Below are 13,839 nucleotides of genomic sequence, written 5' to 3'. Positions count from 1 at the left end.
TGAAGCGCGGAGGCGCGGAAACAGCGGTTTGGGTCTTTAGCTCAGCTGGTAGAGCGCCACGTTTACACCGTGGATGTCATCGGTTCGATCCCGGTAGGACCCACCAAGGAATACCCCGTTGCTGCAGGCCATATGGCCCGCACGGCGGGGTTTTGCGTTGTTGCCCTGGGACGTTGTCACCCTGGGCATAGAACGATGGCGTCCCAGCCCGGAGAGAGGGACGCCACCGTGAGCGTGGGCTACTTACTGACTGCCACGGCATCTTCTTTCGACATTTCGCGCATTGCGAAGTCGGGGTCGTCTTCGAACGACTTCATGCGAGCAACGTGGAAGATGATGAGCCCGTAGACCGCCTTCGCCGCAATGTCAGCGACGGAATAGCCGACCTGCTTGAACACCCATGCATCCGAGCCCGCGATGTTGAGTAGCGGAAGCAGATAAGCGATCGGGTACACAATCCAACTCGCGAGGAGCAGGAAGCGCAGCCGGCTGAGGGTGCCACGCACCGCGACGGGCTGAATGCCCAGCGACTTGGTGAGCTGCACGAACAGCACGTAAAGGATGTACGCGAACGGGATGGTCGAGAGCAATCCGAAGAGTCCGCGGATGCCGTTGTCGCCGCTGATCTCGCCCGGGTAGCCGAGGATGATCATGAGCGCGGCAGCGGGGATGAGTTGCATGATGAGCCGTTTCTGGACCGATCGCGCAAGCGCAAGGACTGCAATGAGTTCAAACAGCAGCAGCGGCACGGTCAGCAGCCAGTCGACGTAGCGGTATCCCTCGTTGAACGATTCGCCGACTGCCTGCGTGTAGTCACCCTTGCCGCCCACGGCGTCAGTCACAAACGACGCCCGGAAGGAGTCGAAGATCCTGAAGTAGTGGTAGGCGGCGATGCCGCAGACGATGATCGCCACCGTGATCGCCTGCCGGTAACGCGGCAGGATTCGCGGCAATGCGATCAACAGAAACAGTGCAGTGAACAGCTGTGACGCAATGACCAGCGACAGAAAGTTGTAGACGGTATCGTATTGGCCCTGTGTAAGAGAGTCAGTAATCACGGATCCTCCGTAGTTGTGGTGTCCGAGCGCGGTCTTCGACGAACTCAGGCGGACTTGCAGTATAGTTGACTTAGTGAGTAAGTTACTAGATGATTCAGGGAATTCTCAGCGGAAACTGAACTAGACTCTTACAGTCGAGGTAACCGCGCCTCGATCGGGAGGGGCGGTAGGAGTGGAAACGCCACGCACGACGCACGCCCTCGTTGGCTTTCCGCACGCAGCTACTAGATTCGTTCGAGCACTCGAGCGCAACCGCGATAAGATCGCCACCGACCACGGCCTCTCGCCCAGTGAACTCCGGGCGCTGTTCTGGATTGCCGAGCACGCCAGCGTCACACCCAAGCAACTCGCGGAACACATGGAGCTCACCACGGGCGCCATCACGGCGATCTCAACCCGGCTGGTGAATCTCGGGTGGCTCGGACGGCTGGCCCATCCCAACGACCGGCGAAGCCTGTACCTTGAGTTGACGGTCGACGGGCACGCGGTGATGGCCGACATTCACACCGAGTTCAACGGGATGATCGCGGCATCCACCACGGGCCTCACAAAGGCAGAACTAGCAGCGTTCGAAGCCGCCCTCCTGACCGTGGCCGAAGAAGTGGCGCGGCGCACAGGGGCTAAAGCTGTGGCCGTGCAGGTTGATCCCGCCATACGCTGAGCCGTTCTATCAAAACTGTCGCAGCCCCGCCCTACAGTGACGGGCATGGAACATGTGGTGGTGAGGACGGACCCGGACGGCCGGCCCGTGGCGGTGGTCCGCGGCAGCCGCGAATGGACGGTCGGCGCCGAGCCTGTCCGCTGGTTTGAGCGGGTGAGCTGGTGGGAGGCCGAACGCCGGATGCCCAAGGGTCGGAGCCGGGTGGATGTGGAGGTCTGGCAGGTCCAGGCGAGGCTGGGGCGGAACCGGGGCTCGGCCCTGACCACCATGGAACTCATCAGGGACGGCCTGGGCGGCGGCTGGCGGCTACGGGAGGCCGTAGCCGACGCGGCGTAGCCGGGCCGTACCGGAACGGGCAATACCGGCCGGGACTGAATCAGGCAATGGAAAAGCCTTCCACCGCGACTATTGGGGGATGCCGCGGTGGAAGGCTTGTAATGAATATACCGTGAATGTTAGGAAATGTGAAACGTTCAGGGGAGTGTTTGCCGCCGCCAATTGGCCTAATCGATAGCTGAATCGGAGGCCCCGGCCGGGCCGTCCTAGTAGAAGTGGACCGGGTCCACAAGGTGGGGGAGTTCGTCGTCGTCGAGGAAGGCCCGAAGGTTGCCACAGAAGCGTTCCGCGATGAGGCGGTTTTCCTCCGTGCTGAGGGCGGAGGTGTGCGGGGAGACCATCACCCTGGGGTGGCTCCACAACGGGCTGTCCGCCGGGAGCGGCTCGACGGCGAACACGTCCAGGCAGGCGTAGGACACCTGGCCGTTCCCGAGAGCCTCCAGCAGGGCCTCCTCGTCCACCACGGTGCCGCGGCCAACGTTCACGAACACAGTGCCGGGCTTCATCGCTGCGAAGATCTCGCGGTTGAACAGCATTTCCGTGGACGGTGTCCCGGGCAGGGTGTTCACGACGGCGTCCGCCATCGGGAGCAGCCCGGCCAGGCCCGCATTGTCCGTCACTGCCTCGATCCCGCCGATCGCCTCCACCGTGCGCTTAGTGCCGCTGACCGTCATGCCCAGGGCACGGGCGATCCGGGCCGTCTCGAGCCCGATCTCGCCGAGCCCGGTGATGACCAGATGTGAGCCGTTGACAAGCCTCGGGGGCGTACGAACCTCCGGCCACACCTTTGCGGCCTGGTCCTGGGCCAGTTCGGCGCTTCGCTTGAAGCCGTTGAGGATGCCCAGCGCGGAGAACTCCGCCAGCGGCAGCGCGTGCACGCCCGCGGAGCTGGTGATCTTGAGACCGGTGAGGGCTCCGGCGTCGAGCCCCGACGCCTTGACCGAGCCGCCGGCCCCGGCTGCCATCGCGTGGATCCACCGCAGGTGCGGGTTGCTGCGGGCGATCCTGGCCAGGCCATCCGGGGTCTCGTTCGGGAAGCCGTAGAGAACGTGCGCCTGGTTCAGCAGCTCCCAGTAACGCTCCTCCTGCTCCGGGGTGCGGCGGAATGCCGGGTCGCCGGTATGGTCTGCGGGGTAGCGTTCCGGCGGGAGCAGCCCGGGTTCGTAGAGCACCGTCACGGACGGATCTACGGCGCGGATACGCTCAACGTGCTCGGCTTCGAGGGGGACGGCGATCGCGACGACGGTCTCAACTGGGGTCATGGAACCATCCTAGAGACTGGTGCCGACCCGCCTGGTGTTCGCCGTCCGGCCAGCGGTGCCGACCCGCCTGGTGTTCGCCGTCCGGCCAGCGGCGCCGGACCGGCTGACGGTGCTGGCCGGCCAACGGTGCTGGACCAGTTAGCGGCGCTGGACCGCGACGAAGGCCCTCGGTTGGTTCTTCCACTCCGGCTCCATCTCGGTGATGGTCTCCCGCATGATCCGGTCCGAAGCTTCACGGGCCGCGGCGGCGTTCCCGGCGGCAATCGCCTCGGCCACGTCCACATGCCATTGCAGGGCTGTTTCGCGCGGGTGGTCGGGCATCAGGCCGTGCACGGTGCGCCCGGTTAGTGTTTCGGCGATCTGTCCCACCATGTTGGCGAACATTTCGTTCCCGGAGCCGGTCAGCAGCAACGAGTGGAAGTGGATGTCCAGTTCCAGGAACAGCGGCACGTCCCCGGCCCGGCCGGCGTCACGCATGGCGTGGGAGATCCCAACCAGTTCGCGGCGCAGCTCCTCGGGGGCGTTGGCTGCGGCAAGTTCGGCGGCCACGGGCTCGACGGCGGTGCGCAGCTCCGCGAGGGAGCGAAGCTGGGCTCCGCGGCCCTCGCCAGCGAGGCGCCAGCGAATCACCTGGGAATCAAAGGGGTTCCAGCGGTTCGCCGGGAGCACCCGGATGCCCACCCGCTTGGTCGTTTCGACCAGGCCGAGGGACTGCAGGACGCGTACTGCCTCGCGGACCACCGAGCGGGAGACTTTAAGTTCGACTTCGAGGTGCTCGGCCAGCATGACGTGGCCGGCCGGGAGCTGGCCCGCGACGATGCGGGTGCCGAGGTGCTCGACGGCGCGGTGGTGGAGGCTGGTGGGCATAGTCGTAAGCATAGTGCGGCGGACATCCAGCGAGCCGCCGTTTCGGACCGGGTCCGGGGCACACCGACGGGGGCAGGGCTGATGCGAAGTCGAGGGCGGGTCCGGCGGACGACGGCGCCACACCGCGGTATGCCGGGGTCCCGGGCTGGGGCAGACGCTCCGGACTCCGGCAGGACGCTCCTGCCCAGTTACTTCCACGCCCGCCAGCCGGCACCCCCAGGGATCCCGCAGGATCCCGCGCAATTCCGGGGTTCCCGGGGGCCAATATCGGTTCCGGATGCGAGTGATTGGGCTGGAACGTCGGCACCCGGGGACCGGGACCACCGAGTTGATGCGGCCCCGGGGTAGTCGCTGGTTTTGTCCCACCGCAGGTAGGGTTTCCGGCCTGCCGTCCGGCGCGGCGGGGCTTCGTGGGTGCGGGCCGGCGGATCCTTCGGGACATGGTGGCTGACGGAAACGCCAAACGCGCCCACAAGTCAGCCGGAATCTAGCCCCTACCGGCCCACACACCCGGCACTGGCAGGCGGGGAGGGTGCCGGGAATCATAGACTGTTTGTGACGGGCCGTATTCCGCAGCGTGGGCACCGCTTTCCTGTAGCCCGCGGAAATACATATGGTTTATTCAGAGCCACTGTTCCCATGAAGCGTGTTCCGCAGCAAAGCGCGGGACGATTTGCACTCGTTGCACAGAAATGAATTGGAGTTTTGATGTCAGCACACATCGGTGTCACCGGCCTTGCGGTGATGGGGGCCAACCTCGCCCGCAACCTGGCCCGGAACGGCTTCACCGTTGCCCTGCACAACCGGTCGGTGGAGAAAACCGACGCGCTTCTGGCCAAGCACGGCCAAGACGGCGACTTTGTCCGCACGGAAACACTCCAGGAACTCGTTGACTCGCTGGAGAAGCCGCGCCGCGTGCTGATCATGGTGAAGGCCGGCAAGCCGGTCGACTCCGTAATCGAGCAGCTTGAACCGCTCCTGGAGCCGGGCGACATCATTATCGACGCCGGCAACTCGCACTACGAGGACACCCGCCGCCGCGAAGCCTCGCTGGCCAAAAAGGACCTGCACTTTGTCGGCATCGGCGTCTCGGGAGGCGAGGAAGGTGCACTCAACGGCCCCTCGATCATGCCCGGCGGCTCGAGGGAATCCTACGACGCCCTCGGACCGCTGCTGGAAAAGATCGCGGCGCACGTGGACGGCAAGCCCTGCTGCGCCTGGATCGGCACCGACGGTGCCGGCCACTTCGTCAAGATGGTCCACAACGGCATCGAATACGCCGACATGCAGGTCATCGGCGAAGCCTTCGACCTGCTGCGCTCCGGTGCGGGCATCGAACCGGCCGAACAGTCGAAGATCTTCACCGAGTGGAACAAGAGCGAGCTCGCCTCCTTCCTGATCGAGATTTCCGCCGAGGTCCTTGGCCACGTGGACGCGAAGACCGGCAAGCCGTTCGTCGACGTCGTCGTGGATGCCGCCGGGCAGAAGGGCACCGGCCGCTGGACGGTCATCTCCGCGCTCGAGCTGGGTTCCCCGACGTCGGGCATCGCCGAATCGGTCTTCGCCCGCGCCCTGTCCTCCCAGACGGAACAGCGCAAGCTGGCCCAGGACCTGATGGCCGGCGGCGAGGCCGACGTCGAGATCCCGGAGAGCTTCGTCGAGGACGTCCGCCAGGCGCTGTACGCCTCCAAGCTGGTCTCCTACGCCCAGGGACTGGACATGCTCACCTCCGCGGCCAAGGAATACGGCTGGGACCTCAAGCTCGACGAGATCGCCTCGCTGTGGCGCGGCGGCTGCATCATCCGCGCCGAGCTGCTCAAGGAGATCACCAAGGCCTATGCGGCGGCGGAGAAGCCGGCCAACCTGCTCTTCGCCCCGGCCTTCACCAAGGCGATCGCCGATGTCCTCCCGGCCTGGCGCCGGGTGGTCTCCACCGCGGTCCAGCTCGGCATTCCGGTACCGGTGTTCTCCTCCTCGCTGGCCTACTACGACGGCCTGCGCCGCAAGCGCCTGCCCGCGGCAGTCATCCAGGGACAGCGTGACCTCTTCGGTGCCCACACCTATGGCCGTGTCGACGCCGAGGGCACCTTCCACACCCTCTGGGGCGAGGATAAGTCCGAGATCGAGGCAGTGGACACCCACTAGCTCCAGCCCCACGACGCCGGCCGGCGCTCCCCGCTACGCTGGGAGTGCCGGCCGTTTGTATACCAATCCCGGGACCCGTGCCGGGCCCCATGCCGGAGCCAGTGCCGGAACCCGCCCGAGAATCCATCCCAGGAGTGCAGCCGATGTCCCAGCCAGTAGCATTCGTCACCGGTGCGTCCACCGGGATCGGTTTTGAAACCGCTAAGAAACTTGCCGCGCACGGGTTCACGGTCTATGCCGGGGCGCGCCGCGTCGACAAGATGGAGCCGTTAAAGGCGCATGGTGTCAACGTCGTGTCGCTGGATGTGACGGACGAGGAATCCATGAGTGCCGCCGTCGGCGCGGTCATTGCCGCGCACGGGCGGATCGACGTCTTGGTCAACAACGCCGGCTACGGTTCCTACGGCTCTCTCGAAGAGGTGGAACTGGCCGAAGGCCGGCGCCAGTTCGACGTCAACGTGTTCGGCCTGGCCCGGATGACGCAGCTGGCACTTCCTGCCATGCGGGCGGCGGGCCGGGGGCGGATCATCAACGTGTCCTCCATTGGCGGACAGATGTATGAGCCGCTGGGCGCCTGGTACCACGCCACGAAATTCGCGGTGGAGGGCTTGAGCGATTCCCTGCGGCTGGAGCTCAGGCCGCACGGCATCGAGGTCTCAATCATTGAACCCGCCGGCACCCAGACCGAATGGGGCGCCATCTCCGGGGAAAGCCTGCTGGCCACGTCCGGCCGCGGACCCTACATGGACCAGGCGAAGATCGTGGCCGCGGCGCTGGCTTCCACCGACGGCTCGGCGATGTCCACCCATCCGGACGTGATTGCCGACGCGATCGTGCACGCCGCGACCTCCCCGAAGCCCAAGACCCGGTATCCGGTAGGCAAGGGGGCGCGGGCCATCCTGCTGCTGCGGCGCCTGCTGCCGGACCGCGTGTTCGACGTCGTGATCTGGAAAATCTACCAGCGGTTTCCCGCCTAGCTTGGCCCGGTTCCGGCGGCAGGAAGCGCCGGTCAGATCCGGTATTCGATCTCGTATTCGGCGGGGTCCACGGCGGGCTTGGTCTCCCGCAGCGCGTCGCGGTGCCGCCAGGTGGCCGGAACCCCAGTGAGGATGGATTCCGCCGGGGCGTCCTTGACCACGACGGCATTGGCGCCGATGGCACTGTCCCGGCCAATGGTGATGGGGCCCAGGACCTTGGCGCCGGCGCCGATCACCACCCGATCCTCGATGGTGGGGTGGCGCTTGACCTTGGCCAGGGAGCGGCCGCCCAGGGTGACTCCGTGGTAGATCATCACGTCTTCGCCGATCTCGGCGGTCTCGCCGATGACGACGCCCATGCCGTGGTCGATGAAGAAGCGGCGGCCGATCGTGGCCCCGGGGTGGATCTCGATGCCGGTGAGGAACCGGGCCAGCTGCGAGATCAGCCTGGCCGGGAACCGCAGCGCAGGGTTCTGCCAGAGCCGGTGCGTCACGCGGTGGAACCAGATTGCGTGGAGTCCGGAGTAGGCAAAGAAGTTCTCAAAAGAGCCTCGAGCCGCCGGGTCATGCGACCGGGCGGCGTCGAGGTCTTCTTTCAGTCTTGCGAAGAAGCTCACAAAGACCTTTCTACGAAATCTATGAAGTCTGGGGAATTGTGGGCGGCGGCCGGACTCAGCCGCGGATGTCGTCGAACAGTGCGGTGGAGATGTAGCGCTCACCGAAGTCGCACACAATAGCAACGATCAGCTTACCGGCGTTCTCCGGGCGCTTGGCGAGCTCGAGGGCAGCCCAGACGATCGCGCCGGAGGAGATGCCGCCGAGGATGCCTTCCCTGCTGCCCAGCTCGCGGGCCACGCGGACCGAGTCTTCCAGAGTGGCGTCAATGACCTCGTCGTAGACGTTGGTGTCCAGAATTTCCGGCACAAAGTTGGCGCCGAGGCCCTGGATTTTGTGCGGCCCCGGGGCGCCGCCGTTGAGGATGGCGGAGTCCTTCGGCTCGACGGCGATGATCTGGACGGCCGGCTTGCGCTCCTTCAGGACCTGCCCGACGCCGGTGACGGTTCCGCCGGTGCCCACGCCGGCGACGAAGATGTCCACTTTGCCGTCCGTGTCGGACCAGATTTCCTCAGCTGTGGTCTGGCGGTGGATCTCGGGGTTGGCCTCGTTGGCGAACTGCTGGGCCCAGATGGAGTTCTCCGTGTTGGCCACGATCTCCTGGGCCTTCTCCACGGCGCCGCGCATGCCTTCGGAGCCGGGGGTGAGCACAATTTCGGCGCCATAGGCGCGGAGCATAACGCGGCGTTCGGTGGACATGGTTTCCGGCATGGTCAGGATGACCTTGTAGCCGCGCGCCGCGCCGACCATGGCCAGGGCGATGCCGGTGTTTCCGGAGGTGCCTTCGACGATGGTGCCGCCGGCCTGGAGCGCCCCGGACTTTTCGGCAGCATCAACAATGGCGACGCCGATCCGGTCTTTGACGCTGTTGGCCGGGTTGTAGAACTCCAGCTTGACGGCCACCGTGGCATCCAGACCCTCGGTCAGCCGGTTGAGCCGGACCAGCGGAGTGCCGCCAACCAGTTGCGTAACATCGTCATAGATCCGTGCCATGTGTGTCTGTGCCTGTCTTTCAAGAGGGATTGCTGGGGTCAGCCTAACGAGGGCGCGCAGGCCCTGGCTAAGCGTTTAGCCATGGAGAGTAATATTTCCGGGCCTTCGCCAGTTTGGGGTTGATGATCACCTGACAGTAGCCCTGTTCCGGGTACTTGGAATAGAAGTCCTGGTGGATCTCTTCGGCCTCATGGAATACCGGCAGCCGGCTCACCTCGGTCACGATCGGATGCGCCCACAGCTCCTGGTTCCGGCCGATGGCTTCCTCGTAAAGGATCTTCTCCTCCGTCGTCTCGTAGAACATCGACGAGCGGTACTGAGTTCCGACGTCGTAGCCCTGCCGGTTGAGGGTGGTGGGGTCGTGGAGCGCGAAGAACATGTCCAGGATGACCTCCGCGGGGATAACCTCCTCGTCGAATGTCACCGCCACCACCTCGGCATGGCCGGTGGTTCCGGAGCACACGGAGTAGTAGTCGGGGGTGCGGTCATGGCCGCCGGTGTAGCCCGAAACGACCGAGCTGACACCCTTGGTTTTCTGGTAAACGGCGTCGAGGCACCAGAAGCAGCCTCCGCCGAGGACAAAAGTTCTCATGCCCTGTTCAATGTCTAAGACGCCCCGATGATTCCCGACGACGGTGGGGCCGGCCGGCCGATAAGGTAAAAATGAGGGTATGAAACCTGTAAACACCGACGTTTCAGCCGGGGAATCGTCCGGTGCCCCCACCCTGGGCATGATCCTGCTCGCCGTGGAGGAGCTCTGGCCCGAGTCCCTGGCCGAGGAATGGGACGAAGTGGGCCTCGTGGCGGGCCATCCCTCCGCCGATGTGAGCAGGATACTCTTCGCCGTCGATCCGACCCTGGCGGTGATCGAGGAGGCCATCGAGTTTGGCGCCGAACTGCTCATCACCCACCACCCGCTGCTGCTCAGGGGCGTCACCTCGGTCGCGGCGAACACCGCCAAGGGCAAGGCCGTACACCGCCTGATCGAGTCCGGGACCGGGCTGCTGACAGTTCACACCAACGGGGACTCGGCCGTCGGCGGTGTATCGGATGTCCTCGCCGATGCGCTGGGCCTGCAGAACGTTGCGCCGCTGACACCGGCCGCGAACGGTCTGCCGGAGGAAGGCATCGGAAGGGTCGGCGACCTCGAGGAAGTCATCACCCTGGGCGACTTCGCCGCCCGAGTCTTCGGCATCCTGCCCTCCGTTGCCGGGGGCGTGCGGGTTTCCGGGGACCGGGACGGCCTCGTGCGGCGTGTTGCCGTGTGCGGCGGCGCCGGCGATTCCCTCTTCCCTGCGGTCCGGGCCAGCATCGCGGACGTCTACCTGACCGCGGACCTGAGGCACCATCCGGCGTCGGAAGCCCGCGAGGCGGCCGTCAATGACCGGCCGTACCTGATCGACGTGTCGCACTTCGCCAGCGAGTGGCTCTGGCTGCCGGCGGCTGCCCGGGCGCTGGGCAATGTGCTGGCCGATCAGGGGCACGACGTCGAGATCCGGGTCAGCAACACCAACAGCGATCCGTGGGACTTCATTCTGACTCCGGGCTAAGCCTGGCGTGCGACGGGCCCCGGGTGAGCGCAGCGAGGCTGGGGAGCACGCTAGGCGCTAGAGTCTAGGGAGCGCCGATTAGGTGTCCGGCTCCGGCCGGTAGGGATCAAGCGGAGGTAATAGTGGCCAAGGCAGCACCGGCGGAACAGTTGAAGTTGCTCGAATTGCAGGGACTTGATGCCAAGCTCAAATCCCTGTCCAACCGCCGCCGCAGCCTTGAGAGTGACTCCCGGATCACCGATCTCGAGGCAGCCCTGGGTGTCGCCAACGGTGAGCTCGGTGCCGCGAAGGTGGCCGTCCACGACGCCGAACTCGAACTCAAGCGCTCCGAGGCCGACGTCGAGCAGGTTGCCTCCCGGATCGAACGTGACGAGGCAAAGCTCAACAGTGGCACCGGCCTGTCCAAGGACCTCGTCGCCCTGCAGCGCGACCTCGTGTCCCTCAACAAGCGCCGCTCCGACCTCGAGGATGTGGAGCTGGAAGTCCTCGAGCGGCTGGACTCCCTCCGGTTACGCCAGGCCACGCAGCAGCAGATCGTGGACGACATCCAAGGTTCCTTCGGCTCCATACGCTCCGAACTGGACGAGCAGCTGGCCGAGATCGCCGCGGAGGCTACGGTGGTGCGCGGCAAGCGTGCCGAGTTCGCCGAGGGACTGGACGCCGGTCTGCTGGCAATCTACGAAAAGACCCTGGCGCGGCGCGGCGTCGGTGCCGCCCGGCTGTTCCACGGAACCTCCGAAGGCTCCGGCATGCAGCTCAGCCCGGGCGATCTCGCCGAAATCAAGGCCGCGGCCGAGGACGACGTCGTGTTCTGCCCGGATTCCGGCTGCATCCTCATCCGCTCCGCCGAGTGGGGCTAGGCAAGGATGATGCTGAGGGTGTGCGGCCTCCTGGGTGTGCCCTCGACGAGCTCGGCGGTCCACTTCTCGGCCGCCGCCTTCTGCAGTTGTGTGGGCGTCTGCGGTGCCTTGCCCCGGCGGCTCAGCAGATGCCGGGCCAGTTCCCCGCGGGTGTGCTTGGCGAAGTGGCTGACCACCTTGCGCACACCGTTGACCTCGGTGAAGACGTTCACGGCGACGGTCTGCGACGGCGGGGGAGTCCAGGCTGCGGCGTAGGTGCTGGAGCGGCAATCCACCAGCAGCTCAGCTTCGGTGGCGGCCGCGAGGGCCTGGTCCAGCTGCGGTTTCCAGAACGCCGCGAGCCGGCCGACGTCGGGCAGCGCCGTCGCCATCGACAGCCGGTAGGCAGGCACCCGGTCGGCGAAGCGGATGGCTCCCCAGAGGGCCGAAACGACCAGCACCGACACGTCCGCTTTCCTCCGCTGCGCCGGGGTGAGGGAGTTATAGTCGAGCGCGTCGTAGAGCACCCCGGAATAGACTTGGTGGGCCGGAGCCGCCGGTTCAGCGTGCAGCCGAGTGTTGCGTTCGACGTCGGCCCGCAGCGTGGCGCCGACGCCCAGCAGCGCCAGGGCGTCCTCGTGGGCGCTGACCGTACCGAGCGCCTCCAGCACTTTCGCCCGGGAGCTGTTCAGCCCGGGGAAGCTCAGGGTGGCCCAATCGACGGCGTCACTGCCGACGGCGGGGGTCTTGCCCTCGGAGGGCGGCAGCAGGATCAGCACTGTCCAATGGTACCGGCGGCGCGGAATCCGAATCCTCGGGGGCAGCGTCAGGCCAGGTGCATGCCCAGGAAGGACAGTACCGCTGGCAGGATCGAGCGCAAGTAGGCATAGTCATGGCCGCCGGGCTGGAAGCCGGCCTCGACGTCGCCCGGGAGGCCCCCGACGTAAGCGCGGACCGTAGCGAGGAGTTCGTCCCCGGTGCCGCAGTCCACCCGCTTCGGCACGGCGGCGAGTCTGGGCCGGAGCGCGAAGACATCGTGGGCGGCGAAGTCCGCTGCGCTGTCGAAGGCGCCCTCGATCCGGTCCTCAAACCGTTCCCAGACTGCAGGGCTCATGGCGGCCACCGCCCGCAGCCCGGGCAGCCTGCCCTGGGAAGCGAGCAGCAGGGAGCCGAAGCCGCCCATTGAGAAGCCGAAGAGCCCGATCCTGCCGAGGTCGAAGCCCTGACCACCGAGCAGGGGGACGAACTCCTTTACCAGCATCGACTGCGCATCGCTTCCGTCCGCGCGCGGATGCCACCAGGTGTCACCGCCGTCCACGGCGGCGATGGCGAACGGCGCGCCGCCGGCGTCGAGGTGACGCTGGAGGGCCTCCCCGGCGGCCATGCCCGCCAGCAGATCACTATGGCTGCCGCCGAGCCCGTGCAGGAATACCGCCACGGGCAGCCGCGGCTGCACACCGCCGGGCGGCAGTTCGGGCGTGGCCAGCGACCAGTGACTGGGAACGCCCGGGCGGAAGGCTGAGACGAACGAACCCGTCGTGGTGGTGACCGAAAGGGGAGCAGCGGGGCGAGCCGGGGCCGGGGGTGCGGCAGACGCCGTCGTGGGCGGTCCCGAGGCGGGGAGGGGTGCCGGTGTGTTCGAGCACGCCGCGGTTCCGGCTGTGCACAAGCCTGCACCTGCCAGCTGCAGCAGGCGGCGCCGGGTCAGAGCGGACTGGTCCATGCCACGATCATAGGCTCCGGCACGGACCCCGGCGGTGCCACGTGGATCGTCTTCATGGGCGCGCCCGACGCCGGCGCACATGCCTGCGCCGCCACGTCCGCGCCATGTCCGCGCCATGTTCCGGGATGAGCGGGTTCTGCGGTGCGGGCGGGACTGCGGGGGACCGTAGAATGGACGGCGGATGGGTTGACCAGGCGGCCGCGCGTCACGCAAGTGGCTCGAGGAACGTCCGGGCTCCGCAGGGCAGGGTGGTGGGTAACGCCCACTCGGGGTAACCCGCAGGCCAGTGCCACAGAGAATAGACCGCCTGCATGCCGTGGGTGCTTGCACACGCGGCAGAGCAGGTAAGGGTGAAACGGTGGTGTAAGAGACCACCAGCTTCCCGGGTGACCGGGAAGGCTAGGTAAACCCCACCCGGAGCAAGGCCAGACAGGGCACGTTTGAGGGCTGCTCGCCCGAGTGTCCGGGTAGGCCGCTGGAGGGCGTCGGCAACGGCGTTCGTAGATGGATGGCCGCTACTCCCGCACCGGTAACGGGGCGGGAACACAGAACCCGGCGTATCGGTCAACCCATCCATCCACGCAGAGATCATCAGATACGGAGGCGCCGATGGCTCCCTGGCAGGCCGTCTTCCCTCTGCGATGCGGCCGCGCACCGGGGCGCGGGGTCACGGATTGGTCACGAACACGGTGGAACCCATCCGTAGCCGGTGTGCTGGCGAAGTACTCCTGACAGACAAGCACCGGCCCCGTCCGAGCTACTCGGCAGGAACCATCCTCGGGACCGGACACCCCCACTGATTTCAAGGAGTAC

At 66.4% G+C, this 13,839-nt stretch carries 14 protein-coding genes, 1 tRNA gene and 1 other RNA gene; 8 read left to right on the top strand and 8 right to left on the bottom strand.

Going from position 1 to position 13,839, the window contains the following annotated elements; all coding sequences use genetic code 11:
* Nucleotides 1–30 precede the first annotated feature (30 nt).
* Nucleotides 31–106: transfer RNA gene (locus tag RCH07_RS00080), tRNA-Val, on the top strand.
* Nucleotides 107–239: 133 nt separating this feature from the next.
* Here RCH07_RS00080 and RCH07_RS00075 read toward each other — a convergent pair.
* Nucleotides 240–1,058 carry a bacteriorhodopsin-like gene (locus RCH07_RS00075; protein ID WP_326965431.1) on the bottom strand — a complete coding sequence of 273 codons (819 nt, stop codon included), beginning with the start codon at nt 1,056–1,058 and terminating at the stop codon, nt 240–242.
* Between the two features lie 172 nt (nt 1,059–1,230).
* Between RCH07_RS00075 and RCH07_RS00070 the strand changes: the two genes are divergently transcribed.
* Nucleotides 1,231–1,719 carry a MarR family winged helix-turn-helix transcriptional regulator gene (locus RCH07_RS00070; protein ID WP_326965430.1) on the top strand — a complete coding sequence of 163 codons (489 nt, stop codon included), beginning with the start codon at nt 1,231–1,233 and terminating at the stop codon, nt 1,717–1,719.
* Nucleotides 1,720–1,764: 45 nt separating this feature from the next.
* Nucleotides 1,765–2,055 carry a hypothetical protein gene (locus RCH07_RS00065; RefSeq protein ID WP_326965429.1) on the top strand — a complete coding sequence of 97 codons (291 nt, stop codon included), beginning with the start codon at nt 1,765–1,767 and terminating at the stop codon, nt 2,053–2,055.
* Nucleotides 2,056–2,261: 206 nt separating this feature from the next.
* Here RCH07_RS00065 and RCH07_RS00060 read toward each other — a convergent pair whose 3' ends face one another.
* Both RCH07_RS00060 and RCH07_RS00055 read right to left on the bottom strand, forming a co-directional pair.
* Nucleotides 2,262–3,317, bottom strand: coding sequence for a D-2-hydroxyacid dehydrogenase (locus RCH07_RS00060; RefSeq protein ID WP_326965428.1), 1,056 nt, complete (start codon nt 3,315–3,317; stop codon nt 2,262–2,264).
* 138 nt (nt 3,318–3,455) lie between these two features.
* A complete protein-coding gene (locus tag RCH07_RS00055; protein ID WP_326965427.1) occupies nt 3,456–4,184 on the bottom strand; it encodes a FadR/GntR family transcriptional regulator in 729 nt (242 codons plus the stop codon).
* 708 nt (nt 4,185–4,892) lie between these two features.
* Here RCH07_RS00055 and gndA point away from each other — a divergent pair.
* A complete protein-coding gene (gndA, locus tag RCH07_RS00050) occupies nt 4,893–6,329 on the top strand; it encodes an NADP-dependent phosphogluconate dehydrogenase (RefSeq protein ID WP_326965426.1) in 1,437 nt (478 codons plus the stop codon).
* Between the two features lie 143 nt (nt 6,330–6,472).
* Nucleotides 6,473–7,306, top strand: coding sequence for an oxidoreductase (locus tag RCH07_RS00045; RefSeq protein WP_326965425.1), 834 nt, complete (start codon nt 6,473–6,475; stop codon nt 7,304–7,306).
* Between the two features lie 32 nt (nt 7,307–7,338).
* Here the strand turns inward: RCH07_RS00045 and epsC are convergent, their stop codons facing one another.
* From epsC to msrA, 3 genes are all read right to left on the bottom strand, one after another.
* Complete coding sequence (gene epsC / locus RCH07_RS00040; RefSeq protein WP_326965424.1) at nt 7,339–7,923, bottom strand: serine O-acetyltransferase EpsC; 585 nt, start codon at nt 7,921–7,923, stop codon at nt 7,339–7,341.
* 55 nt (nt 7,924–7,978) lie between these two features.
* Complete coding sequence (cysK, locus tag RCH07_RS00035) at nt 7,979–8,914, bottom strand: cysteine synthase A (protein ID WP_326965423.1); 936 nt, start codon at nt 8,912–8,914, stop codon at nt 7,979–7,981.
* A 67-nt stretch (nt 8,915–8,981) separates the two neighbouring features.
* Complete coding sequence (gene msrA / locus RCH07_RS00030) at nt 8,982–9,506, bottom strand: peptide-methionine (S)-S-oxide reductase MsrA (protein WP_326965422.1); 525 nt, start codon at nt 9,504–9,506, stop codon at nt 8,982–8,984.
* Nucleotides 9,507–9,585: 79 nt separating this feature from the next.
* Between msrA and RCH07_RS00025 the strand changes: the two genes are divergently transcribed.
* Complete coding sequence (locus RCH07_RS00025; protein WP_326965421.1) at nt 9,586–10,464, top strand: Nif3-like dinuclear metal center hexameric protein; 879 nt, start codon at nt 9,586–9,588, stop codon at nt 10,462–10,464.
* Nucleotides 10,465–10,586: 122 nt separating this feature from the next.
* Nucleotides 10,587–11,324 (top strand): zinc ribbon domain-containing protein, encoded by a 738-nt coding sequence (locus tag RCH07_RS00020; protein ID WP_326965420.1) that lies wholly within the window; start codon nt 10,587–10,589, stop codon nt 11,322–11,324.
* On the opposite strand, the gene RCH07_RS00015 is transcribed toward RCH07_RS00020, so the two are convergent.
* Together RCH07_RS00015 and RCH07_RS00010 are read right to left on the bottom strand one after the other, a co-directional pair.
* Nucleotides 11,321–12,082 carry a YaaA family protein gene (locus tag RCH07_RS00015; protein WP_326965419.1) on the bottom strand — a complete coding sequence of 254 codons (762 nt, stop codon included), beginning with the start codon at nt 12,080–12,082 and terminating at the stop codon, nt 11,321–11,323. The genes RCH07_RS00020 and RCH07_RS00015 overlap by 4 nt on opposite strands.
* 47 nt (nt 12,083–12,129) lie before the next feature.
* Nucleotides 12,130–13,026 (bottom strand): alpha/beta hydrolase, encoded by an 897-nt coding sequence (locus RCH07_RS00010; RefSeq protein WP_326965418.1) that lies wholly within the window; start codon nt 13,024–13,026, stop codon nt 12,130–12,132.
* 182 nt (nt 13,027–13,208) lie between these two features.
* Between RCH07_RS00010 and rnpB the strand changes: the two genes are divergently transcribed.
* Nucleotides 13,209–13,602, top strand: an RNA gene (gene rnpB, locus RCH07_RS00005) — RNase P RNA component class A.
* The last annotated feature ends 237 nt before the right edge of the window (nt 13,603–13,839 follow it).

It is taken from the genome of Arthrobacter sp. CG_A4, from assembly GCF_035985125.1.
Lineage (GTDB): Bacteria > Actinomycetota > Actinomycetes > Actinomycetales > Micrococcaceae > Arthrobacter.
This window is presented reverse-complemented; position numbering and strand designations above follow the sequence as displayed.

Coding starts and splice junctions, on each gene's coding strand:
- cysK (WP_326965423.1), bottom strand. CDS start 8,914: ATGGCACGGATCTATGACGATGTTACGCAACTGGTTGGCGGCACTCCG.
- RCH07_RS00060 (WP_326965428.1), bottom strand. CDS start 3,317: ATGACCCCAGTTGAGACCGTCGTCGCGATCGCCGTCCCCCTCGAAGCC.
- gndA (WP_326965426.1), top strand. CDS start 4,893: ATGTCAGCACACATCGGTGTCACCGGCCTTGCGGTGATGGGGGCCAAC.
- RCH07_RS00045 (WP_326965425.1), top strand. CDS start 6,473: ATGTCCCAGCCAGTAGCATTCGTCACCGGTGCGTCCACCGGGATCGGT.
- RCH07_RS00055 (WP_326965427.1), bottom strand. CDS start 4,184: ATGCCCACCAGCCTCCACCACCGCGCCGTCGAGCACCTCGGCACCCGC.
- msrA (WP_326965422.1), bottom strand. CDS start 9,506: ATGAGAACTTTTGTCCTCGGCGGAGGCTGCTTCTGGTGCCTCGACGCC.
- RCH07_RS00025 (WP_326965421.1), top strand. CDS start 9,586: ATGAAACCTGTAAACACCGACGTTTCAGCCGGGGAATCGTCCGGTGCC.
- RCH07_RS00065 (WP_326965429.1), top strand. CDS start 1,765: ATGGAACATGTGGTGGTGAGGACGGACCCGGACGGCCGGCCCGTGGCG.
- RCH07_RS00010 (WP_326965418.1), bottom strand. CDS start 13,026: ATGGACCAGTCCGCTCTGACCCGGCGCCGCCTGCTGCAGCTGGCAGGT.